This window comes from Hymenobacter sp. APR13 (assembly GCF_000737515.1).
GTDB lineage: Bacteria > Bacteroidota > Bacteroidia > Cytophagales > Hymenobacteraceae > Hymenobacter.
In genome coordinates, this window is sequence record NZ_CP006587.1 from 310,534 (window position 1) to 332,695 (window position 22,162).

22 protein-coding genes are annotated in these 22,162 nt (G+C 63.0%); 19 read left to right on the forward strand and 3 right to left on the reverse strand.

Annotated features, from left to right (window positions below):
* Positions 1–31 precede the first annotated feature (31 nt).
* A complete protein-coding gene (hutU, locus tag N008_RS01260) occupies positions 32–1,795 on the reverse strand; it encodes a urocanate hydratase (protein ID WP_197062924.1) in 1,764 nt (587 codons plus the stop codon).
* Between the two features lie 439 nt (positions 1,796–2,234).
* On the opposite strand from hutU, the gene N008_RS01270 reads away from it, so the two are divergent.
* Positions 2,235–3,227, forward strand: coding sequence for an MBL fold metallo-hydrolase (locus N008_RS01270; RefSeq protein ID WP_052381063.1), 993 nt, complete (start codon positions 2,235–2,237; stop codon positions 3,225–3,227).
* Positions 3,228–3,330: 103 nt separating this feature from the next.
* Here N008_RS01270 and N008_RS21165 read toward each other — a convergent pair whose 3' ends face one another.
* Together N008_RS21165 and N008_RS01280 are read right to left on the reverse strand one after the other, a co-directional pair.
* On the reverse strand, positions 3,331–4,170 hold the full coding sequence (locus N008_RS21165) for a DUF4097 family beta strand repeat-containing protein (RefSeq protein WP_052381064.1): 840 nt from the start codon (positions 4,168–4,170) through the stop codon (positions 3,331–3,333).
* Positions 4,167–5,114, reverse strand: a complete 948-nt coding sequence (locus N008_RS01280; protein WP_044013159.1) for an arginase family protein — start codon at positions 5,112–5,114, stop codon at positions 4,167–4,169. The genes N008_RS21165 and N008_RS01280 overlap by 4 nt, the downstream gene beginning before the upstream one ends.
* A gap of 225 nt (positions 5,115–5,339) precedes the next feature.
* On the opposite strand from N008_RS01280, the gene N008_RS01285 reads away from it, so the two are divergent.
* The 18 genes from N008_RS01285 (at position 5,340) to N008_RS01360 (ending at position 22,030) form a co-directional block, all read left to right on the forward strand.
* Complete coding sequence (locus tag N008_RS01285) at positions 5,340–5,708, forward strand: STAS/SEC14 domain-containing protein (RefSeq protein ID WP_044013160.1); 369 nt, start codon at positions 5,340–5,342, stop codon at positions 5,706–5,708.
* Positions 5,709–5,735: 27 nt separating this feature from the next.
* The gene (locus tag N008_RS01290; RefSeq protein WP_044013162.1) at positions 5,736–6,167 is read left to right on the forward strand and encodes a hypothetical protein; all 432 of its coding nucleotides are present in this window, start codon (positions 5,736–5,738) and stop codon (positions 6,165–6,167) included.
* A 155-nt stretch (positions 6,168–6,322) separates the two neighbouring features.
* On the forward strand, positions 6,323–7,057 hold the full coding sequence (locus N008_RS01295; protein WP_044013164.1) for a YebC/PmpR family DNA-binding transcriptional regulator: 735 nt from the start codon (positions 6,323–6,325) through the stop codon (positions 7,055–7,057).
* A gap of 131 nt (positions 7,058–7,188) precedes the next feature.
* On the forward strand, positions 7,189–7,683 hold the full coding sequence (locus N008_RS22170) for a gliding motility-associated C-terminal domain-containing protein (protein WP_081910541.1): 495 nt from the start codon (positions 7,189–7,191) through the stop codon (positions 7,681–7,683).
* A 107-nt stretch (positions 7,684–7,790) separates the two neighbouring features.
* Positions 7,791–8,858: a proline iminopeptidase-family hydrolase gene (locus N008_RS01300; RefSeq protein ID WP_044018158.1), complete on the forward strand. Its 1,068-nt coding sequence runs from the start codon at positions 7,791–7,793 to the stop codon at positions 8,856–8,858.
* 235 nt (positions 8,859–9,093) lie between these two features.
* The gene (locus N008_RS21170; protein WP_052381065.1) at positions 9,094–9,450 is read left to right on the forward strand and encodes a hypothetical protein; all 357 of its coding nucleotides are present in this window, start codon (positions 9,094–9,096) and stop codon (positions 9,448–9,450) included.
* Positions 9,451–9,573: 123 nt separating this feature from the next.
* On the forward strand, positions 9,574–10,692 hold the full coding sequence (gene rluF / locus N008_RS23975) for a 23S rRNA pseudouridine(2604) synthase RluF (protein WP_044013166.1): 1,119 nt from the start codon (positions 9,574–9,576) through the stop codon (positions 10,690–10,692).
* A gap of 380 nt (positions 10,693–11,072) precedes the next feature.
* Complete coding sequence (gene yiaA / locus N008_RS01315) at positions 11,073–11,495, forward strand: inner membrane protein YiaA (protein ID WP_044018159.1); 423 nt, start codon at positions 11,073–11,075, stop codon at positions 11,493–11,495.
* Between the two features lie 124 nt (positions 11,496–11,619).
* Positions 11,620–12,165, forward strand: a complete 546-nt coding sequence (locus tag N008_RS01320; RefSeq protein ID WP_044013168.1) for a sugar O-acetyltransferase — start codon at positions 11,620–11,622, stop codon at positions 12,163–12,165.
* Positions 12,166–12,284: 119 nt separating this feature from the next.
* Positions 12,285–13,292, forward strand: coding sequence for a biotin synthase BioB (gene bioB, locus N008_RS01325; RefSeq protein ID WP_044013170.1), 1,008 nt, complete (start codon positions 12,285–12,287; stop codon positions 13,290–13,292).
* A 134-nt stretch (positions 13,293–13,426) separates the two neighbouring features.
* The gene (locus N008_RS01330; RefSeq protein WP_044013172.1) at positions 13,427–14,566 is read left to right on the forward strand and encodes an aminotransferase class I/II-fold pyridoxal phosphate-dependent enzyme; all 1,140 of its coding nucleotides are present in this window, start codon (positions 13,427–13,429) and stop codon (positions 14,564–14,566) included.
* A gap of 227 nt (positions 14,567–14,793) precedes the next feature.
* Entirely contained in the window at positions 14,794–15,582 is a 789-nt protein-coding gene (locus tag N008_RS01335) for a class I SAM-dependent methyltransferase (protein WP_044013174.1), read from the forward strand.
* Between the two features lie 126 nt (positions 15,583–15,708).
* On the forward strand, positions 15,709–16,119 hold the full coding sequence (locus N008_RS22880) for a hypothetical protein (RefSeq protein ID WP_156108951.1): 411 nt from the start codon (positions 15,709–15,711) through the stop codon (positions 16,117–16,119).
* Positions 16,120–16,159: 40 nt separating this feature from the next.
* A complete protein-coding gene (bioD, locus tag N008_RS01340) occupies positions 16,160–16,780 on the forward strand; it encodes a dethiobiotin synthase (RefSeq protein ID WP_044013176.1) in 621 nt (206 codons plus the stop codon).
* Positions 16,781–17,138: 358 nt separating this feature from the next.
* Entirely contained in the window at positions 17,139–18,470 is a 1,332-nt protein-coding gene (gene bioA, locus N008_RS01345) for an adenosylmethionine--8-amino-7-oxononanoate transaminase (protein ID WP_052381066.1), read from the forward strand.
* Positions 18,463–19,722 carry a beta-ketoacyl synthase N-terminal-like domain-containing protein gene (locus N008_RS01350; protein ID WP_044013178.1) on the forward strand — a complete coding sequence of 420 codons (1,260 nt, stop codon included), beginning with the start codon at positions 18,463–18,465 and terminating at the stop codon, positions 19,720–19,722. Before bioA ends, N008_RS01350 begins: the two co-directional genes overlap by 8 nt.
* Before the next feature lie 159 nt (positions 19,723–19,881).
* Positions 19,882–21,240, forward strand: a complete 1,359-nt coding sequence (locus tag N008_RS01355) for a M20/M25/M40 family metallo-hydrolase (protein ID WP_044013180.1) — start codon at positions 19,882–19,884, stop codon at positions 21,238–21,240.
* An 88-nt stretch (positions 21,241–21,328) separates the two neighbouring features.
* Positions 21,329–22,030 carry a hypothetical protein gene (locus N008_RS01360; protein ID WP_156108952.1) on the forward strand — a complete coding sequence of 234 codons (702 nt, stop codon included), beginning with the start codon at positions 21,329–21,331 and terminating at the stop codon, positions 22,028–22,030.
* Positions 22,031–22,162 lie beyond the last annotated feature (132 nt).

Genomic DNA, 22,162 nt, shown 5'->3' on the forward strand with positions numbered 1-22,162 from the left:
TTTAATTAACACAAAGGAGTAAAATTGATAACTACGCCCGTCCCGGAATCTTCACCCCACGCTCCTCGGCTACCTGCTGAGCCAGCTCGTAGCCCGCGTCGGCGTGGCGAAAGATACCCATGCCGGGGTCGGTGGTGAGCACCCGCTTTAATCGTTCGGCTTTTTCGGGGGTGCCGGTGGCTACGATTACCATGCCGGAGTGGGTGGAGTTGCCGATGCCCACGCCGCCGCCGTTGTGCAATGAAACCCAGTCGGCGCCGCTGGCGCAGTTGGCCAGGGCATTGAGCAGGGGCCAGTCGGCTACGGCGTCGGAGCCGTCGAGCATGCCTTCGGTTTCGCGGTTGGGCGAGGCCACGGAGCCGCAGTCGAGGTGGTCGCGGCCGATAACGATAGGGGCCGATACTTCGCCCCGCGCCACCAGGTCGTTGATGACCAGGCCGAACTTCTCCCGCTCGCCGTAGCCCAGCCAGCACACGCGGGCCGGCAAGCCGATGAACGGCACTTTGGCCTGGGCCTTCTCAATCCAGCGGGCCAGCATCTTGTTGTCGGGAAAGGTTTCGAGCAGGGCACGGTCGATGCGCAAAATATCCTGGGGGTCGCCGCTGAGGGCGGCCCAGCGGAAGGGGCCTTTGCCCTCGCAAAACAGCGGCCGTATATAGCCGGGCACAAAGCCGGGATAAAGAAACTGGCCGTGCTCGTCGCGCACTTTCAGGCCGCCTTTCTCGGCCTGCCCGCGTAGGTTGTTGCCGTAGTCGAGGGCCACGGAACCAGCGGTCTGCATATCAATAATGGCCTGGCAGTGCTTCATGATGGATTGCAGCGCCTGCCGGCGGAACTCAGTGGGGTCATCTTTGCGCAGTTGCAATACCGCGTCGATGTCGCCTTCAGGGATATAGTCGAGCAGGTCGTGGGCCGAGGTCTGGTCCGTGACGATGTCCACTTTATAGCCCTGGGCCAGCAGTTCGGGAAGCACAGTGGCGGCGTTGCCGGTGAGGCCGATGCTCCAGCCGGTGCGGGCGGCTTTGTACTGCTCGCACAGGGCCAGGGCGTGCGGCAGGTCGCGGGCCTGCTCGTCGAGGTAGCCTTCGCGCACCTTCTGCTTCACCCGCTCGTCAATCGGCTCGATGACGAGGCACACGCCGTCGTTCATGGTCACGGCCAGCGGCTGCGCGCCGCTCATGCCGCCCAGCCCGGCCGTGACGGTCACGGTACCGGCCAGCGTGCCCGCAAAGTGCTTGTCGGCCACGGCCGCGAAGGTTTCGTAGGTGCCCTGCAAAATGCCCTGGGTGGCAATGTAAATCCAAGAGCCGGCCGTCATCTGCCCGTACATCATCAGCCCCAGCCGGTCCAGCTCATCGAAATACTCCTGGGTGCTCCAGGCGGGCACGAGGTTGCTGTTGGCGATGAGCACGCGCGGGGCGTGGGCCCAGGTACGCAGCACGCCCACGGCCTTGCCGCTTTGCACCAGCATGGTTTCGTCGGGCTCCAGGTTTTTGAGGGTCCTGACTATCGTTTGGTACTCTTTCCAGTTGCGGGCGGCGCGGCCGGCCCCGCCGTACACAATCAGCTCGTCGTAGACCAGCGAAACGGCTGGGTCGAGGTTGTTTTCCAGCATGCGCAGGGCCGCTTCAGCCTCCCAGGTTTTACAGCGCAGGGTGGTGCCGTGCATGGCTTTTACGGTTTCCTCAGGCTTGTACTCGTAGTACATGGGCCGGGTGGCGGGCGCAGTAGCCGGGGCCGATTGGCTGGTAGCTTCCAGGTTCAGCTCGGGGGTGTCGAGGGCGGAATGGGGCATGAGGGTGAAAAGTTGGGTGGGGAGCAGCAAGATATTGATTTTCGGCGGGCACCGGAATCGTTGCGGGCAGCCGCTTTTTCAGTTGCCGGATTGGACTGGCAGGGTCATTTCTCAGCTACACCATGATGCTGGCGCGGCGCAAGATGACGCGCCGCACCCTGGGCGCCGCCGTGGATGGCACGCGGGCCAGCCTATCTGTTCTCACAGGCACAGTCAACAAGTCCAGGACCATGCGCTTCAGCACACTGGAGGCCATCCGCCGGGACTGGAGCGCTAGCCCACCGACCTGCTGGAATATGTGCCCAAGCCGCCAGCGCCGCCTACTGAGTAGCCCGCGGACTGTGGGGCTGGCCGGGGCAGAATCGTGGCATTTGCGGCACTGGCGCAGCCCTGCGGCCGGCTTCTGCGTATGCAGGGCCAAACCTTACTGTTGTTTGCTATGAAACAGGTAGCCGCTGGCGTAACCCAGCTTCAGATTCAGCGCTTCGTTAATCTTTATTTCGTGGAAACCGGCCGCGCCGGCGAATGGGTGCTGGTAGACACCGGCCTGCCGGGCTCCGACAAGGATATCATTGCCGCCGCCAACAAGCTGTTCTATCCCGGCACGCATCCCGAAGCCATCATCCTGACGCACGGCCACATGGACCACTCCGGCTCGGTGCAGGCGCTGGCGGAACACTGGAAGGTGCCAGTGCTAGCCCACCCGCTGGAGATGCCCTTCCTTACGGCCCGCGCCGTGTACCCCGCCGCCGACCCGACGGTGGAAAACGGCGGCTCCCTGGCGTTTGTGGCGCGGTTTTTCCCGCCGCAGTCGTTCCAGCTCTCCGATTACGTGCAGGCCTTCCCCACCGATTCGGAAGAGGTGCCCTACCTACCGGGCTGGCGCTGGGTGCACGTGCCCGGCCACGCGCCCGGCCAGTTGGCTCTGTTCCGCGAGTCGGACCGCACGCTGCTGGGTGCCGATGCGTTTGCCACCGCCAACCACGAGTCGGTGCCGAAGCTGCTGCTGCAGGTACCCGAAATCAGCGTGGCCGGCGCGCCCTTCAACTACGACTGGCAGCAAGTGCGCGAGTCGGTGCGGAAGCTGGCCGCCCTGCGCCCCGCGGCCATTGGCTGCGGCCACGGCCCCGTCATTACCGGCCCCAAAGCCACCCAAGGACTTCAACATTTAGCCGATAACTTCCCCATGCCCACTAAAGGACGCTACGTACAGCAACCCGCCCGCCTCGACGCCAACGGCGTTGCCTCGGTGCCCCCCGCCCCTTCTGATCCGCTGCGCACCAAGCTCGCCATTCTGGGCGCTGCCTTGGGTGCCATGGCCGCTGCTGCGTACTTCATCAAGAAGCAGAAAACGCATCAGCAGAACGCCTACCCTACTACCGAGCCCGATGGCCCACGCCACGAGCGTACCGGCGAGGTAATCCGGCACTAGACGGACGTAAGGCCTCATTTATACCGTGCCCCGGCGGCGGGCAGGCGGCTACACCCATCCTAGTTGTAACCACTTGCCTGCTGTCGGGGCACGGTGTTTTCAGCTATTCTTTTCCCGGCACCGAAGATGAGCTGGCGTCCGTTTGCTGCACGTCTACGCTGCCATTTACGGTGGCCAGGCGCAGTTGCGGGCCGCCTTTGCCGAAGGTGGCGGTGAGGCTGCGGGGCATCTGCTGCTTGCGGGTGGCCGGGTCCAGCTTGGCTGTCACGCGGCCGTTGGTGGTGCGGGCCGTGAGGGTGGCGGCATAGGTGGCGGGCAGCCGGCACTGCACGCTGCCGCTGGTGGTTTGCACATCGAACCCGGTGCCGTCCCAGGTGGGGCCGCTGAGCGTGAGGGCCACACTGCCGTTGGTGGTTTTGCCGCGCACGTCGCCGGCCAGGTTCAGCAGCTGCACGCTGCCGTTGGTGGTTTCGAAGGTGATGGTGCCCTGTACGTTTTCGAGGCGTAGGCCGCCGTTGGTGGCGTGAAGCGCCAGGCTAGTGCGGGTGGGCACCAGTACTTCATAGCTCACACTCCAGTCGTCGAGGCTGCCGTTGGCGCGGGCAGCCTGCATTTGGTGGTTGGTGGTGCTGATGCGGACACTGGCCACTAGGGCCTGGGCAGCCGCCAGCTCGCCGGAAGACGCCCGTACCAGCGCCCGCACCCGCACCGTAGAGCCGTCCCATCCCCGCACCGTGATGCTGCCATTCAGGCGTGCATCCACGGAAAGCGCCGTGCCGGCCGGGGGCGCGGGCAACGTCAGGTCGCGGGTTTCGCAGTAGGTTTTGCGCAACTGCGTGTTGGCATTGGCTTCGCACTGAAGCTGAAAGGCCGGAGCCGCCGGCGTTTGGGCAGCCACCGGGCCGGCCAGCGCCAGCAGCAAAGCCAGGAGCGGATGTTTCATAGCACTGTCAGGTTGGGGTGAAGAAGGCCGGTGGTCGGTGCAGGCCCGGCCGCTACGCCGGTCAGATAGGCCGCCAGCACGGTAGCGGCTAGGCGGGCGGTCTGATTGTCGCGGTCAAACACTGGGTTAAGCTCCATAATTTCGAACAGCCGTACCTGCGGCTGGCGGCCCGCCAGGAAAGCTGCCTCCGTGGCTTGCCGGGGCGTGAAACCGTCGGCACTCGGGGCCGATACGGCCGGCGCAAATGCTTCGGCGCAACTGTCCACATCAAAGCTCACGAAGCAGGCCGCACTGCCGGCCGCTCGTGCCAGCGCGCGGCTCATGTACAGCGGCATACCGTCGGCCTGCACGTGGGCCAGCGGCACCACTGTGGCCTGCTGCTGGTGCAGAAACTCGATATCAGTCCAGGTGTTGAGGTTGGAATGCAGGCCGATTTCGGTGAAGTGCGGGCCGTGCAGAAACCCTTCGCGCAGCAGCCGGCCAAACGGCGTACCGCTGCTGATCACCGGCCGGTCTTTCACGTCGGCGTGGGCATCAAGGTTGATGCCACCAATTGCCTGCCCGCCGATGGCGTCGAAAAGGCCACGGGCCGTGCTGTAGCTGCCATCGTGGGAGCCGCCCAGCACCACCACCCGCGGATACTGCCGCAGCAGCGCCGCCAGCTGCTCGCGGATATGGGCGTGGTTGGCGGCGTGGTCGGGGTGGCGCAGGGCTAGGTCGCCGGCATCAGCAATGCGCAGGTGGTCGAGGCGCAAGTTGTGCTCCAGGTTATACGCTTTATGGTATCGGCGCAGCTCACGCCGGATGGCGGCGGGCGCGCCGGCCGCCCCGGCCCGCCCGCCTTCCAGCACCGTCCCGAAATCCAGGGGCAGGCCCACCAGGCAAACGTCGGCTTCGGGCAGCTCCGTGGCCGGCCGAATGAGCTCATGCAGAAAAGTTACCATTCGCCTAAAGTACTATCTGAGGGCATTGCAAATGTCTGGCTGTTATTTTTGCCGAAGAATACGGTTTTGCCACACCTAATCACTCTTTTCATATTCGCGGCAAGCTGAACGATTCCGGTTGCAAGCACGTTTACAAACAAGTTAAATTTCAATACTACTTTCCCGATATTGCCGATGGTACTTAGCTTACCGCAATTACACGTTCTACTGGATTCCGCTTCGCTGATGATCTACCACAGTCCGGAGCACAACTATCTGCTGGCGGAGTGGCGGGGCCACCACGATTCGGAATCGGCCCGGCTGGGCTGTCAGCGGTTACTGCAGGAAGTGTACAAGACGGGCAGCAAGCGCCTGCTCAATGATAGCAGCGAGGTGTTTGGCGAATGGAAGGAACTGGCCGCTTGGATTGGGGCCACCTTTATTCCGCAGTTGCAACAGGCCGGCATTGAGGCAATTGCTTGGGTGAATGCCATGGACTGGCCAGCGCGCAGCTGCGTAGCCTCTTCGGTGCATCACACGCCTCATCCAGTCGTGACCATCTTCGACTTTGACCAGCTGGAGGAAGCCCGGCACTGGCTGCAGGCTGGCAGCTAAGCCGGACCCGCACCGTATCTTCCGGCCATGAACAAGCTTCTTTTGCTGGCGGGCCTGCTGCTGGCGGCTCCGGCCGCGCAGGCGCAGCGCCGGGCAGCCGTTCCCCGGCTGACGCCTTCGTTTTTCAGCACCTACGCCTACCTCACTTATACTATTCTCGACAAGGGCACCAGCGCCACGCCCATGGCGGCGCAGGGCGTGGGCGGCACACTCACGCTGCGTCCCGATGGCACCTACCAAAAGGCCCTGACTATTGCCGGCAACGGCGGTACCATGCGCTTCGACCAAACGGGCCGGTTCCGCTTCACCGCCGACCGCATTGCCTTCACCTACACCGACAAGAAGGGCCAGCCCCGCACCGACGAGGGCACGTTCCGACTCACCAACGGCATCCTGACGCTTACCATCCTGGGCTATCCGGCCGGCAATCAGAGCGTGTACACGCTGCGGGCGCAATAGCCGACGGCAGCGCCACGGCCGGCTATTGCGCCCGGCCGGGCGGCGGCTGATGGCGGCCTGCGTTGCGCCCGGCCGGGCTTTCTGCTAACTTGCAGCCCGTTCGGCGCTGCCGGCCGGTTTGCTTACTTACCTAATCACCTAATCACCGCATATAGATGGGACGCGCGTTTGAATTCCGCAAAGGCCGCAAAATGAAGCGCTGGGACCGGATGTCCAAAGATTTCACCCGCATCGGCCGCGAAATTGTGATGGCCGTGAAGGAGTCGGGCTCCAACCCCGATACCAACTCGCGCCTGCGCACGGCCATGCAGAACGCCAAGGGCGTGAACATGCCCAAAGACCGGGTGGAAGCCGCCATCAAGCGGGCCAGCTCCCGCGAGGAGAAGGATTACTCCGAGGTGGTATATGAGGGCTACGCGCCCCACGGCGTGGCCGTGGTGATTGAAACCGCCACCGACAACCCCACCCGCACCGTGGCCAACGTGCGCATGTACTTCAACCGCGGCAACGGCGCCCTGGGCACCGCCGGCTCTTCCGACTACACCTTCACCCGCAAGGGCGTGTTCAAGCTGGCCGCCGAAGGCCTGGACCTCGACGAGCTAGAGCTGGAACTGATTGATGCCGGCGCCGAAGACGTGTACGCCGACCAAGACGAAGACGAGCACGGCAACGAAAAGCACTTTATCGTGGTGGAAACCGCCTTCACCGACTTCGGCCAGATGCAGAAGGCGCTGGAGGAAAAAGGTCTGAACGTGGTGTCGGCGCAGCTGCAGCGCATACCCAACACCACCGTGCACCTCGAAGGCGACCAGCTGGAAGAAGTGATGAACCTCATCGAGAAATTCGAGGACGACGACGACGTGCAGGCCGTGTACCACACGCTCGGCTAAATCACGGATTTAACCGGATTGTCCGGATTTCACGGATTTTGTACACGATTCAATCAGACAAGCGGGCCGCTCCATTGGGGCGGCCCGCTTGTCTGATTGAATCATCCATATTTACATAACACGCTACTTCTATGCCTTCACTACGCTTATGTGCAATGCTGGGCTTGCTATTGGTCATTGGCTGCCAAAAGAAAGACGCCCAACCTGATACAACGTGTGCTGACGAGGATTTCTCTCAGAGCATCGTGACACCCAACGTACAGTTGATGCTGCCAAACGGTATCAGCCCAAACGGTGACGGGCTAAATGACCGATTTATACCTTTTGCCTTCTATACTAATCTGCCTCCGGTTGGAGCACCGCCGTCCCCCACGTTTTCCAGTAGAACGCTGAAAGTGTACACAAATACGGGCCGGAAGCTGGTGTTTGAAGGGCTGAATTATCAGAGCGAATTTGATGGTCATGACAGCCAAGGAGCTGAGCTACCGGAAGGGAAATACTACTGCGAGCTGACATTGGATACCAACTCGGCTCGCGGTACTGTGGTGCTGGTAAGAAGTACCAAAACCTGCAATTGCCGAACAGTGGATTCAAACGACGACTATTTGGCCTCACGCTGCCAATAGAGTAAAGTATTAGTAACGGGCTGCTCCTGGTGGGGCGGCCCGCTTTGCGTTTGGTGGTGGTGGGGAAGTTAGGTAGGTTTAGCTTTCCCACCTTCACGCCTCTCTACGTGCTCCATCGACTTCTCGCACTCGCCACGCTTAGCCTGGCCCTGTTGGCCGCCTGCTCCGGCCCCGCCCCTACCGAAACCGGCGCACCGGAAACGCCCAGCCTCAGCAGCTACTTCCCGGCTCCCGATACCACGCAGCTGCAGACCGGCGGCGTGCAGATGGTGGCCATCAACACGCCCAAGGGCAAGTTCAACGTCTGGACCAAGCGCATCGGCAACAACCCGCGCCTGAAGCTGCTGCTGCTCAATGGCGGGCCGGGCGCCACGCACGAGTACTTTGAGTGCATGGAGAGCTTTCTGCCCCGCGAGGGCGTGGAAATCATCTACTACGACCAGCTCGGCTGCGGCAACTCCGACAACCCCAAAGACACCAGCATGTGGAGTTTGCCGCGCTACGTGGAGGAAGTAGAGCAGGTGCGCCAGGCCCTGAAGCTGGATAGCAGCAACTTCGTGCTGCTGGGCCACAGCTGGGGTGGCATTCTGGCCGCCGAATACGCCCTCAAGTACCAGCAGCACCTCAAGGGCCTCGTCATTTCCAACATGATGATGAGCGTGCCCGACTACGGCAAGTACGCCGAGCAGGTGCTGGCCCCGCAGTTCAAGCCCGAGGTGCTCAAGGAAATCCGGGCCATTGAGGCGCGCAAGGACTTCCAGAACCCGCGCTACATGGAGCTGCTGCTGCCCAACTTCTACGCCGAGCACGTCCTGCGCCGCCCGCCGGCCGAGTGGCCCGAGCCGGTGAACCGCTCCTTCGCCAAAATGAATCAGTCCTTGTACGTGACCATGCAGGGGCCGAGCGAGTTTGGCGTATCGGGCAGGCTGCTGAACTGGAACCGCGTACCTGACCTGCCCAAGCTGCGCGTGCCGGTGCTCAGCATCGGCGGCAAGTACGACACCATGGACCCCGAGCACATGCGCATGGTGGCCCAAAAGGTGCAGCACGGCACCGCCCTCATCTGCCCCAACGGCTCGCACATGAGCTTCTACGACGACCAGCCCACCTACATGCGCGGCCTGATCCGGTGGCTGAAAGGAGTGGACCGGGGCGAGAAAACGGTGAAGCTGTAGGCTTGTAGCTTAACCACCTGTCATCCTTCGCAAACTTAGGTGACAGGCAATTGGGCTGTTTAAGTTGCTGTCAAACGCTAATAGCACGGGGTAGAGACGCAATATTTTGCGTCTCATCGTTGAACAACTGGTCCCAAGGCCAGCAATTTCAGCAACGACGAGACGCAAAATATTGCGTCTCTACATCGTCTACTTCTAACTTAAACAGTCGCTTAGTACATAGCACACTGCCCCCATGACCTTTCCCTACCGCCCCCTCTTCCTCCTCTACGCCGATACGGCCAGCATCTTTGAAATCAAGCGGCTGGATGTGCAGAGCGACAACCCCGGCGACGTGTACTTCTGGCTGTATTTCGACCGCGCCAGCCGCCAGCTCCGCCACCTCACCTTCGTGGCTATGCACGCCGACGGCGACGAGCAGCAGCGCGAGTTTGCGCAGGGCCAGTTGCGGTTTAGCACCACCACGGGCACCTACACGCCTGCTGACGCCGGCCCGGCGCTGGCCCTGCAACCGGTAGTGCCGCCTGCGTTGCCCGCTGAGCTGGAAGCGGCCTTGTTTGCGCTTTTCCGGGAAACCCGGCCCGCGGAGTAAGGCCGCCGCCGCGCTATACCGTATCTTTGCAGGCTGCCGACCCTTCCGGGGCCGGCAGCCTGTTTTTTTACCCGCCTGCCCAAGTGCCTATGCACCCAGCTCCAGGCCCTACGCACTACCCCCATGGCGACCCGTCTCAATAAATACATCAGTGAAAGCGGCGTGTGCTCCCGGCGCGAAGCCGACCGCCACATCGAGCAGGGCAACGTGCTGGTGAACGGCAAGCGCGCCCACATCGGCGACCAAGTGACCACCAAGGACCGCGTAGTGGTCAACGGCATTGCCATCGAGCCGCGGGCCGAGGAAGACGCCGTGTACATTGCCTACAACAAGCCGCCGGGCATCGTCACGACCACCGACACGAGCGTGCGCGACAACATCATCCGCGACATCAAGCACTCGGTGCGCATCTTCCCCATCGGCCGCCTCGATAAGGAGTCGCAGGGCCTGATTCTGCTCACCAGCAACGGCGACATCGTCAACAAAATTCTGCGGGCCGGCAACCAGCACGAGAAGGAATACATTGTGATGGTCGACAAGCCCATCAACGACCAGTTCATCGACGCCATGGCCCACGGCGTACCCATTTTGGGCGTGATGACACAGAAATGCAAGGTCACGAAGGAAACGCCATACATCTTCCGCATCACGCTCATCCAGGGCATGAACCGCCAGATCCGGCGCATGTGCGAGCATTTCGGCTACGAAGTGGTGCAGCTGGAGCGCATCCGGGTGATGAACATCAACGTGAAGGGCCTGGGCCCCGGCGAGTGGCGCGAGCTGACGGAAAAGGAGCTGAAGGTGCTGTTTGAGATGATCGAGCACTCCAGCGGCACCGACGACGGCTCGGTACCGCGCCGCCGCAAAACCGTTTCCACCGCCGACAACTGGGCCGACCGGCCGTCGCGCAAAACCTCGCGCCCCGGCACCGGCCTGCCCAAAACCGTCATCCGCACCCCCGCCGGCCTCCCCGACGACGCGGCCCCGCGCAAGTCCAAAGCAGCCCCGGCCGGTGCCTGGGTGGAGAAACCCAGCGCGGGCCGCAAGCCCCGGCCAGCCGGCCCCGGCAAGGGCCTAGCCACGGCCGGCCGGACCGCCGGCTCAGGCCGCCCCTCGGGCAAGGCCGGCACCCGGCCAGGCCGCCCGGCCGGCCCCGGCAAGAGTGCCGCCAGTGGCCCGCCCACGGGCAAACCCTCCAGCCGCGGCTCCCGCGGCGCCAGCCGCCCCGGCAAGCGCCGCTAAGCGCCTAGCTTCCCGGGCCAGTACGGCTCCTGTTCTCCGAACGGCCTGCTCCGAAACGAGCAGGCCGTTTGTGTTTCTATCGGTGGCCTACGTGGGTGAAATCGAAAAGTAAAAAGTCTGATTTCGGCAGATTTTCGCAGGATAATTTCACGCTGACTAGTTGAATATTGATTGGCGCATCGGTGTCAAATCCACTGATAAACGCCATTTAACGCCCCTGGTGATAAGGAGGCAGCGAGGACTTTCGCTCTCTCCGGGTGTGCTTTGTAAAGTCTGATCATCGAAAAATATGCGTAGTGTATTCCATGCGTAACCGTCTATGTTTGAGGCGTCGGGGAGTTACCCCGGTTTTGTCTTCCTTTTTCAGCTACCTGATTGCCATGAACACCTCCAAACCTTCCAACGCCTTTATTGCCGCTTCCTGGTTTGCTTTGCTGGCCGGGATGGCTGCCTTCATCATCGGCCTCTGGAACGCCCAGATGGCGCTCAACGAAAAAGGCTACTACTTCACGGTGCTGATGTACGGGCTATTTTCGGGTATCTCGCTGCAGAAGTCGGTGCGCGACCAGCTGGAGGGTATTCCCGTGACGGGCATCTACTACGGGCTGAGCTGGTTTTCCACCATTCTGGCCATCGGGCTGCTCACGGTGGGTTTGTGGAACGCCACACTGCTGCTGAGCGAAAAAGGCTTCTACGCCATGGCCTTCCTGCTGAGCCTGTTCGGTGCCATTGCAGTACAAAAGAACACCCGCGACGCCAAAACCACTGCCGCCCCGGAGCCGGAATCAACGTTTCATAACTAGCCGCCAGCAGTAGCGCGAACTTTGTAGTTCGTGTCCCCGCGCCGTTCGAGTCGCGTCTCCGCGCCGCTCGAACAGTTCCGACGGCGCGGGGACGCGAACTACAAAGTTCGCGCTACTTTTAACCATGAGTCTGACCCCGAAACAACAGATGCTGGCCGGCGAGCCGTACTTCGCCAACGACCCCGAGCTGGTAGCTGAGCGCCGACACGCCAAGCAGCTCTGCCACCGCTACAACCAGGAGCCTGTGGACCTCAACCGGCAGGTGCTGGCCGAGCTGCTGGGCCGGGAAACCGACGCCCACATCGAGGCCCCTTTCCGCTGCGACTACGGCTACAACATCCAATTGGGCCGGAATTTCTACGCCAACTACAACTTCACGGTCCTCGACTGCGCCCCGGTCACCATCGGCGACAACGTGTTTGTGGCACCCAACGTGGTGCTGAGCACGGCCGGCCACCCGGTGGAGGTAGAACCCCGCGTGGCGGGCTGGGAATTTGCAAAGCCCATCCATATCGGCGACAATGTGTGGCTGGGCGCGGGCGTGCTGGTATTACCGGGCGTGACGATTGGCGCGGGCACGACCATCGGGGCCGGCAGCGTGGTTACGCGCGACATTCCGGCTGGTGTGGTGGCCGTGGGCAACCCCTGCCGGGTAATTCGGATGCTGTAACTGCCCGACAAATCCGCTTCTCCTGTATCTTGCGGGCCGCTGGCAGCTTTGGCTCCGGCGGCCCGCCCCGTTTGGCCCCGTTGCCACGCGACTATCAACCACCGAAACGCATCCCACCCATGACGCTCCGTACCGACTGGACTCTCGACGAAGTACACGCTATTTACAACCAGCCCGTGCTGGAACTGGTCACCCAGGCCGCCGCCATCCACGCCCAGACGCAGGCCACCGGCGAAGTGCAGGTGTGCACCCTGCTGAGCGTGAAAACCGGCGGCTGCCCCGAGGACTGCGCCTACTGCCCCCAGGCCGCCCGCTACCACACCGGCGTACAGGCCCACAAACTGCTGCCCGACGCCGAAGTGCTGGCCTCGGCCCAGCGCGCCAAAGACTCGGGTTCCACCCGCTTCTGCATGGGTGCCGCCTGGCGCGAAATCCGCGACAACAAGGACTTTGACCGCGTGCTGGGCATGGTGGAGCAGGTGAACGGCCTGGGCCTGGAGGTGTGCTGCACGCTGGGCATGCTGAACGAGTACCAGGCCGAGCGCCTCAAGCAGGCCGGCCTCTATGCCTACAACCATAACCTCGACACCAGCCGCGAGAAGTACGACGACATCATCACGACCCGCACCTACGACGACCGGCTGAACACGCTGGAGCACGTGCGCAAAGCCGGTATTTCGGTGTGCTCGGGCGGTATCATCGGCTTGGGCGAAACCGACGAGGACCGCATTGCCATGCTGCACACGCTGGCCACCCTGCCCGCCCACCCCGAATCGGTGCCCGTAAACGCCCTAGTGCCCGTGGAAGGCACGCCCCTGGCCGACCAGCCCCGCGTGAGTGTGTGGGAAATGCTGCGCATGATTGCCACGGCCCGCATCCTGATGCCGCACACCATGGTGCGCCTCTCGGCCGGCCGCCAGGAAATGCCCGTGACGGAGCAGGCCCTCTGCTTCCTGGCTGGCGCCAACTCCATCTTCTCGGGTGAGAAGCTGCTGACCACGCCTAACCCCGATTTCGACGCCGACAAGCAGATGTTCGCCCTGCTCGGCCTCAAGCCCCGCAAGTCGTTCAAAGACGTGCCCGAGGGCGCTACGGTGCTTGGCCGCACGGCGGCAGTAGAGGCGTAATCTGAGACGTACTCTTTAGTTCCGGCTGTCATCCTGAGCAAAGCGAAGGACCTTATTACGTTGTTACGTCCTTCGTTCCAGTGTAATAAGGTCCTTCGCTTTGCTCAGGATGACAGCTTTTTACCGGCTTCTCAATGTCCTCTCCTCTCCACCAACGCCTGCAGGCCGAGCTGGCCCGCCGCGAAGCCGCCGGCACCCGCCGCCGCCTGCCTGCCCCGCCCGCGTCCGGCCTCGTCGATTTCAGCTCCAACGACTACCTGGGGCTGAGCCGGCACCCGCAGGTACAAGCAGCGGTGCAGGCCGCCGCCCAGCTGCCCGCCGGCAGCACCGGCTCCCGCCTGCTCACCGGCAACTCCGCCGCGGCCGAAGCGCTGGAAACCACGCTGGCGCAGTTCCACGGGGCCGAGGCAGCGCTGCTGTTCAACTCCGGCTACGCGGCTAACATGGGCTTCTTCGCGGCCGTGCCCAAGCGTGGCGACACGATTCTCTACGACGACGCTTCCCACGCCTCCGTGAAGGACGGTATCCGCGGCTCCTTCGCCACTGCCTGGAGTTTCCGCCACAATGATGTAGCCGACCTGCGCCGCAAGCTGCTGCGCGCCACCGGCAGCGTATTCGTGGCTGTGGAGGCGTTGTATTCGATGGATGGTGACGTGGCCCCGCTGACCGAACTGGCGGAATTATGTCAGGAGCAGGGCCTGTATCTGGTGGTGGATGAGGCCCACACCAATGGCCTCTACGGCCCCCGGGGCGAAGGTCTAGTCACTGAATTGGGCCTTGAGGCCGACGTATTTGCCCGCATCCTCACCTTCGGCAAGGCCCTGGGCAGCCAGGGCGCGGCGGTAGCCGGACCGGCCGTGCTGCGCGACTATTTGCTGAGCTTCAGCCGGCCCTTCATCTACACCACCGCTTTGCCCCCGCTCACGGTAGCCGCCCTCACGGCGGCCTACGCCCTGCTGCCCCAACTCGGCCCGGAGCGCGCCCGGCTGTTTGCCCTCTCCGACTACCTGAAAGCCCGCCTGAACGCGGTGCCCGGCCTGCACGTCCCGGAAGCCAGTCACGTCATTCACCCCGTGTTCTTCACCAGCAACCCCGGCCCCGCCCACGTCCGCGCCGTGGCCGCCGCCATCCAGGCCGCCGGCTTCGACGTGCGCGCCATCGTCTCGCCGACGGTGCCGGTAGGCACCGAGCGGCTGCGGCTCATCATCCATTCGTATAATTCGGAAGCTGAAATTGACGGGTTGGCCGCTGTGCTGGCCGCAGGCACGGTGTAGAGACGCATAGTTGCGTCTCGTCGGGGATGTAGCGCGAACTTTGTAGTTCGCGTCCCCGCGCCGTTGCCGTTCTGGGGCGCGAACTACAAAGTTCGCGCTACATTCCGCACCGCAACGTCAGTCACTGCCGTGCCGACGACAACCGCTCCATAGCCTAGGGTTTCAACCCTGGGCTATGGAGCAGGAGAAATGCTAACAACCCGTTCATCACCACCCCCCAACCGCTTATGAACGACCAGGAAGTAGGTGAATTCTGGAACCGCAACGCTCCGGCTTGGACGACCCTGGCCCGCGCCGGCTACGATGTGTACCGCAACCACCTGAACACGCCCGCTTTCTTCGCCTGGCTGCCCCCGGTGGCCGGCCTGGCGGGCCTCGACATCGGCTGCGGCGAGGGGTACAACACGCGCCTGCTGGCCCAACAAGGCGCTCACGTCACGGCCCTCGACATTGCGCCGGTGTTCGTGGCGGCGGCGCAGCAAACCGAGGACGCCGAGCCGCTGGGCATCCGGTACCTGGTGGGCAGCGCCGCCGCGTTGCCGTTTGCGGCCGAAACGTTTGATTTCGCCACTTCCTTTATGTGTTTGATGGACGTGCCCGACCCGGCATTGGCTTTGCGCGAAGCCTTCCGGGTGTTACGGCCGGGTGGGTTTCTGCAGTTTTCCATCAGTCACCCCTGCTTCACCACGCCCCACCGCCGCAACCTGCGCGACGCCCAGGGCCGACCCTACGCCGTGGAGGTGGGCGGCTATTTCGACTACCAGCACGGCCAGCCCGAGGAGTGGATGTTTCACGCCGCTCCGCCCCAGGAACAGGCCCGCCACACCCCATTCCGGGTGCCAGTATTCAACCTGACAATAAGCCAGTGGGTGGCCGCCGTGGTAGCGGCGGGCTTCGTGCTGGAAGGAGTACAGGAGCCCTGCCCCACCGAGGAACAGATGGCGGTGCACCCGTTTCTGCGCAAGGCCCTCGTGGTGCCGTACTTTCTGCACCTGCGCTGCCGCAAGCCACTGTAGAGCTGTGCAAATTCGTTCTCTCGTCGAGCGAAACCCAGACTTGATGCACGGCCAGCAAGACGCCAATCTGCGCGTGTATATTGTGCTAACGGCATTTTTCAGACATAAACTCCTTAATAGGCATACATGAGACTCCGCTTTGTTTCCAGGTATTGGCTGGCCACGTTGCTCCTCGCCCCTAGCTTGTTAATGGGCTATGAATGGATGTTTGGCAAATTCGTAGGACAGGTCATGAGTTATCTGGAAATTCTGCCTGTGATACTGGTATTCTCATTTATTCTCTCACTGCCAACTTTATTGCTATGCTACCTTACGTTGTTTGTCTTACTTAAAAAACAAGTTCATCAGCGCATTGCCAGATTGACCTTAATTGGCCTCACCGTCGGTGGCGTTGTTCTTACTATGCAGTCACTTGGTGGCAGTTTAGGTGTTGCTCTCATGTCTGCTTATTCTGCGGCGGCTATTTTATCAGGTGCATTCTTGAGTATGCGAACAGCTCACACTACCTCACCTGCCACCTCATCCTCCTCGCAGTAGTGCAAGGCGTTGGCGGCTACTTTCACCTTACTTCCCCCTTTTGGAACGACTTTTCATTACCGGCATCGGCACCGACGTAGGCAAAACCTTCGTCTCGGCCATTCTCACCGAAGCCCTGCAGGCCGATTACTGGAAGCCCGTGCAGGCCGGCCTCATCCCCACCACCGACGCGGCCACCGTGCGCGGCCTCGTGCAGAACCCCGTCAGCCACTTCTGGCCCGAGCGGTACCGGCTGCAGTTGCCAGCCTCGCCCCACGCCGCCGCCGCCGCCGAGGGCTTCACACTGCAACCCGATGATTTCCAGCTACCCGCCACCGACAATCACCTGCTGGTAGAAGGCGCGGGCGGCCTGCTGGTGCCCCTGGCCCCGGGTTTCCTCATTGCCGACCTGGCCCAGCAGCTGGCCCTCGACGTAGTGGTGGTGTCGCGCAACTACTTGGGCAGCATCAACCACACCCTGCTCACGCTGGAAGCCCTGCAGGCCCGCGGCCTGCGCGTGCGCGGCCTCGTGTTTAACGGGGAGCCCACCCTCGCCACCGAGGAGTTCATTACCGCCCACACCGGCGTGCCCATCATGCCCCGCGTGCTGCTGGAGCCGGAAGTAACCCCCGCCGTAGTGAGCCGCTACGCCGCCGAATTCCGGGCGTGGTTTGGGCTGTAGAAAATTCGGCTGACGGCGTAGAGACGCAATATCTTGCGTCTCGTCGTTGAACGATCTGCTTGCTGACGCCCTCACGCAACGGCTAGGTCTGAATACCGAAGAATCCAGAGCTTTAAAGAACGTCATGCTGAGCTTGTCGAAGCATCTCTACCGCTTCGTATGAGCCGTCCAACGAAGCGGTAGAGATGCTTCGGCAAGCTCAGCATGACCGGCTGCGGGTATCTTGCCCAGCTGCAACATCAGCAACGATGAGACGCAAGATGTTGCGTCTCTACACCGCACCTACCCCGCCCCCAAACCACCGCCAGCGCGGGCGGTTGTAGCTTTGCAGCGGCCGGTCCCTCCGGCCCCACCCGTAATGCCTCAACCTACTTCCCTTGCCCTCCGCGACGCCGCCGTGCTGTGGCACCCCTACACCCAGATGCAAACCGCCCCGCTGCCCATCCCCGTGGTGCGGGGCGAAGGCAGCTGGCTGATTGCCGAAGACGGCACCCGCTACCTCGACGCCATTTCCTCGTGGTGGGTGAACCTGCACGGCCACAGTCACCCCGCCATTGCGGAGCGCGTGAGCGAGCAGCTGCGCACCCTGGAGCACGTGCTGTTTGCCGGCTTCACCCACCCCGCCGCCGTGGAGCTGGCCGAGCAGCTGCTGGCCCTGCTGCCCGCCAACCAGGCCCGCGTGTTCTACTCCGACAATGGCTCGACGGCCGTGGAAGTGGCCCTGAAAATGGTGCTGCAGTACTTCCACAACCAGGGCCAGCCCGCGCGCCGCACCTTCCTCTGCTTCCAGAACTCCTACCACGGCGACACCTTCGGGGCCATGGCCGTGAGTGCCCGCGGGGCCTTCACGGAGCCCTTCTGGCCGCTGCTGTTCGACGTGGAATTCCTCGACGTGCCGGTGCCGGGCCACGAGGCTACCACGCTGGCTCAGCTCGATGCGCTGCTGCTACGCCCCGATGTGGCCGGCTTCATCTTCGAGCCGCTGGTGCTGGGCACGGCGGGCATGGTGATGTACGAGCCCGAGGTGCTGAGCGAGATGCTGCGCCGCTGCCACCAGGCCGGGGTGCTCTGCATTTCGGATGAGGTAATGACTGGTTTCGGTCGCACCGGGCCGCTGTTTGCCTCCGAGCTGCTGACGGAGCAGCCCGATATCATGTGCTTCTCCAAAGGCCTCACCGGCGGCACCATGGCCATGGGCCTGACCACCTGCGCCGCGCCGGTGTACGAGGCGTTTCTGAGCCACGACAAGATGCGGGCCCTGTTCCACGGCCACTCCTACACCGCCAACCCCGTGGCCTGCGCCGCCGCCCTGGCGAGTCTGGAACTGACACGGGCCGACGAATGCACCCGGCAGCGCCAGCGCATCGAGGCGGCCCACGCCGCGTTCCGCCGGGAAATCGAGGGTCAGCCGTGTATCCGGGCGGTGCGGCACCGGGGCACCATCCTGGCCGTGGAGTACGACCCCGGCGAGGGCACCAGCTACTTCAGCCGCCTCCGCGACGCCTTCTACCAGCTCGCCCTCGACCACCGCGTGGTGCTGCGCCCCCTCGGCAACGTAGTGTACCTGCTGCCACCCTACTGCACCACCGACGAGGAGCTGGGCCTGCTCTACGACGTGCTGCGCCGCATGCGCCACCTGGTGCTCGACTTCACCCCCGCCCCCAACCTGCCCGAAATCCTGCATGACTAACTCCCGCACCGGTGCCGAGGCCGTTACCGTTATCCGGGGCCGGGGCCGGGTATCGGCGCTGGGCCTGGCGCTGCCAACTGCTAGCGACGCCTCAGTTTCTCCCTTCACCACCCACCCCACCGGCGTACCCGTAGCCGCCCTGCCCGCCCCCGCCGAAGCAGCCGTAGCCGAGCTGCGCCGCCACCCCAGCTACCGCCAGCTCGACCGCACCGTGCTACTAGCCCTGATGGCCGCCCGCCAGGCCACCGCCCAGGCCGGGTGGGGAAACGGTGAAATGGTGAGTGGTGAAATGGTGAATGATGGACAAGAACGTCACCTCACCAATTCACCAACTCACCAACTCACCAACTCACCCCTCGCCGTGAGCATCGGCAGCAGCCGGGGGGCGACGGGGCGGCTGGAGGAGTTTCACGCCGGGTTTCTGGCCGAAGGCAGCGTGCCGGTGGCGGCTTCGCCGCTTACCACGCTGGGCAACGTGGCCAGTTGGGTGGCCTACGATGCCGGCCAGCACGGCGGGGCGGCCCTGAGCCACTCTAGCACCTGCAGCAGCGCGTTTCAGGCCCTGGGCAACGCCCGGGCCTGGCTGAAAGCCGGCATGGCTACCCGGTTTCTGGCCGGCGGCACCGAGGCCCCGCTCACCGATTTCACCTTGGCCCAGATGCGCGCCATCGGCATCTACTCACCTTTGGCCGCCGCTGACTGGCCCTGCCGGCCGGGTGCGGGCCGGCCCTCCACGTTTGTGCTGGGCGAAGGTGCGGCCGTATTTGCCCTGGAGCAGCTTTCCGCCGCCCAGGCCGCGGCCGAAACCAGGCCCCTGCTGGTGCTGGCCGGGGTCGGCTTCGGCTTCGAGGCCATCGGCAGCAAAACCGGCCTCTCGCCCGACGGCCAACACTTCCAGCAGGCCATGCGCGAGGCCCTGGCCAGCCTCCCCCCCACCGACATCGACGCGGTGGTGCTGCACAGCCCCGGCACGCCCGCCGGCGACGCCGCCGAGCGGGCCGCCTTGCGCGCTGTGTTCGGGCCGGCGCTGCCGACGCTGCTGTCCAACAAATGGCTGGTGGGCCACACCCTGGGGGCCTCCGCCGCGCTCAGCCTCGATTTCGCCTGCCATGTGTTGGAAACCCAACAATGGCCGGCCGCTCCCTTCGCCACCGACCTGGCATCGACAGCTGACAAGCCTATCCGGCGGATTCTGGTGAATGCGGCTGGTTTCGGCGGCAACGCGGCCAGCGCGGTGGTGGAACTGCGGTAGTACAGTAGCGCGAACTTTGTAGTTCGCGCCTCCGCGCCGTTCAAACGAAACGACAGCAGGACCAATTGGCGCGGGGGCGCGAACTACAAAGTTCGCGCTACTGCTCCGCAACGCCAACCGAAATCCTGCGTCTATAGCCTTCCCAACCACAACCAACCTATGCGTCGTTTCTCCCCGTTGCTGCTGGCCCTCGGTTTATCCGCGCCGGCCTTTGCCCAAACCAAACCCGCCACCACGCCCAACCCGCTGATCCGGCAGATGGTGGAGGAAATCTCCGAAAAGAACTTGCGCGACGACATCGACAAGCTCGTGAGCTTCGGCACGCGCCACACCCTGAGCGACACCCAAAGCAAGAAGCGCGGCATCGGGGCTTCCCGCAACTGGGTGGAAGGTGAGTTTCGCAAGTACAGCAAGGCCAGCGGCGGCCGCCTCAAAGTCGAGCAGGACACGTTCACCATCAAGCCTGATGGCCGCCGCATCAACCGGCCCGTGCTGATGGCCAACGTCATGGCCACGCTGCCCGGCACCGACCCCACCGATAAGCGCGTGTTCATCGTGAGCGGCCACATAGACTCGCGGGTGTCGGACGTGATGAACGCCACCGCCGACGCCCCCGGCGCCAACGACGACGGCTCGGGCACGGTGGCCGTGATGGAGCTGGCCCGCGTGATGAGCAAGCAGCAGTTCCCGGCCACCATCATCTTCGTGGCGGTGCAGGGCGAGGAACAGGGCCTCTACGGCTCTACGCACTTGGCCAAACGCGCTAAGAAGGAAGGCTGGAATCTGGTGGCGATGCTCAACAATGACATCATGGGCAACTCCACCGGCCACGACCCCGAAATCAAGAACACCACCCAGCTGCGCGTGTTCAGCGAAGGCGTGCCCGCCACCGAAACGCCCGACGAGGCCAAAGTACGCCGCACGTTGTCGTCAGAAAACGACTCGCCCAGCCGGCAGCTGGCCCGCTACAGCCGCGAGGCCACCAAGCAATACGTGCCCGGCCACGAGGTAGTACTGGAGTATCGCCCCGACCGGTTCCTACGCGGCGGCGACCATACGCCTTTCAACCAACAAGGCTTCACAGCGGTGCGCTTCTCAGAAGTAAACGAGGACTTCCGCCACCAGCACCAGGACCTGCGCACCGAAAACGGCGAGGAATACGGCGACTACGCCAAGTTCATGGATTTCGCCTACCTGCGTAAGAACACTGGCGTGAACCTGGCTACCCTGGCCGCGCTGGCCCTGGCCCCCGCCGCCCCCGAGAATGTGGGCGTGCTCACGGCCAACCTTACCAACCGCACCGAGCTGAAGTGGGAAGCCCCGAAAGCCGGCGAGAAGCCGGCCGGCTACTACGTGCTCATGCGCGAAACCAGCGCCCCCGAGTGGCAGCAGAAGTTCTTCGTAACCGACACCAAAGCCGACCTGCCCCACAGCAAGGACAACTTCATCTTCGGCGTGGTCAGCGTGGACGCTGAGGGCCACGAGAGCCTGCCGGTTCTGCCCAAGCCAGTGCGGTAGCTACAAGGCAGCTGCTGGTGGCTTGCAACCTATTGCACTGGCCAAGAATCTAATAGATGTTGTCTTCTATCTAAATCCGTAACTGTCTATGAAAAATTCTTTTAGCTCTAGTTGGCTGATGCTGTTCTCGCTTTTACTGCTGGCGCTCACAGGATGCGGCAAAGACGAGCCCCGCCTGACGGAAGTTCACGGCACGGTCATCAACAAATACACCCGCCAGCCAGTGCCCAATGCTGTTGTGGGATTTGCCCGGTTCTATGGCGGCAGTTGGCTCGGGGGCAGCGGCCGGGCCGATTCGGTGAGCAAGACCCGCACTGATGCGGCCGGCCGCTACAGTGTCTCGTTTACGGGGCCGACGCAGGGCGAGTACATTGCTCGGATTGAAGGCCCGTTGTATGACCCGGTGTTGGGCTACGACGGCGGTTACCCGGTTAGCTATGGCGTGCGCAACGAGCTACATCTGGAAGTCACACCGCTAAAAACCGTAACGGTGAATGTGAACGTCAGCAAAGGTGGCAAGTCAGACATCCGGTTTCAATTTATGGCTACCGACCAGGGTCCTTGGTTTAATGCCGGTTTCATTTTTATAGACACCATAAGAGCTAACCAGACTTTGCGCTTCACGCGCCAGGTACCAGTAGTGCCCAACCGTCAGTATCGGTTTCACCAATATATCGCCAACCGCTATCTGGTTCCGGGCACCAATACCAGTCAATACAGGGATGAGTCGGGGGTGAGCATCGACCGTTTCGTTGGTTATAACGATACTACCGTTATCAACTTCAATTAAGCTGCCGGAAACGGCACTTCGCATTGCTTCAATTCACAGGACTTGCGTAGCTGAAGTTTTTAAAGCCACTTTTGCTTGCTACCGCCGGCCGAGTCCAGCACAACCTTCTGCGTTATTTTCTTTCTACCCGGC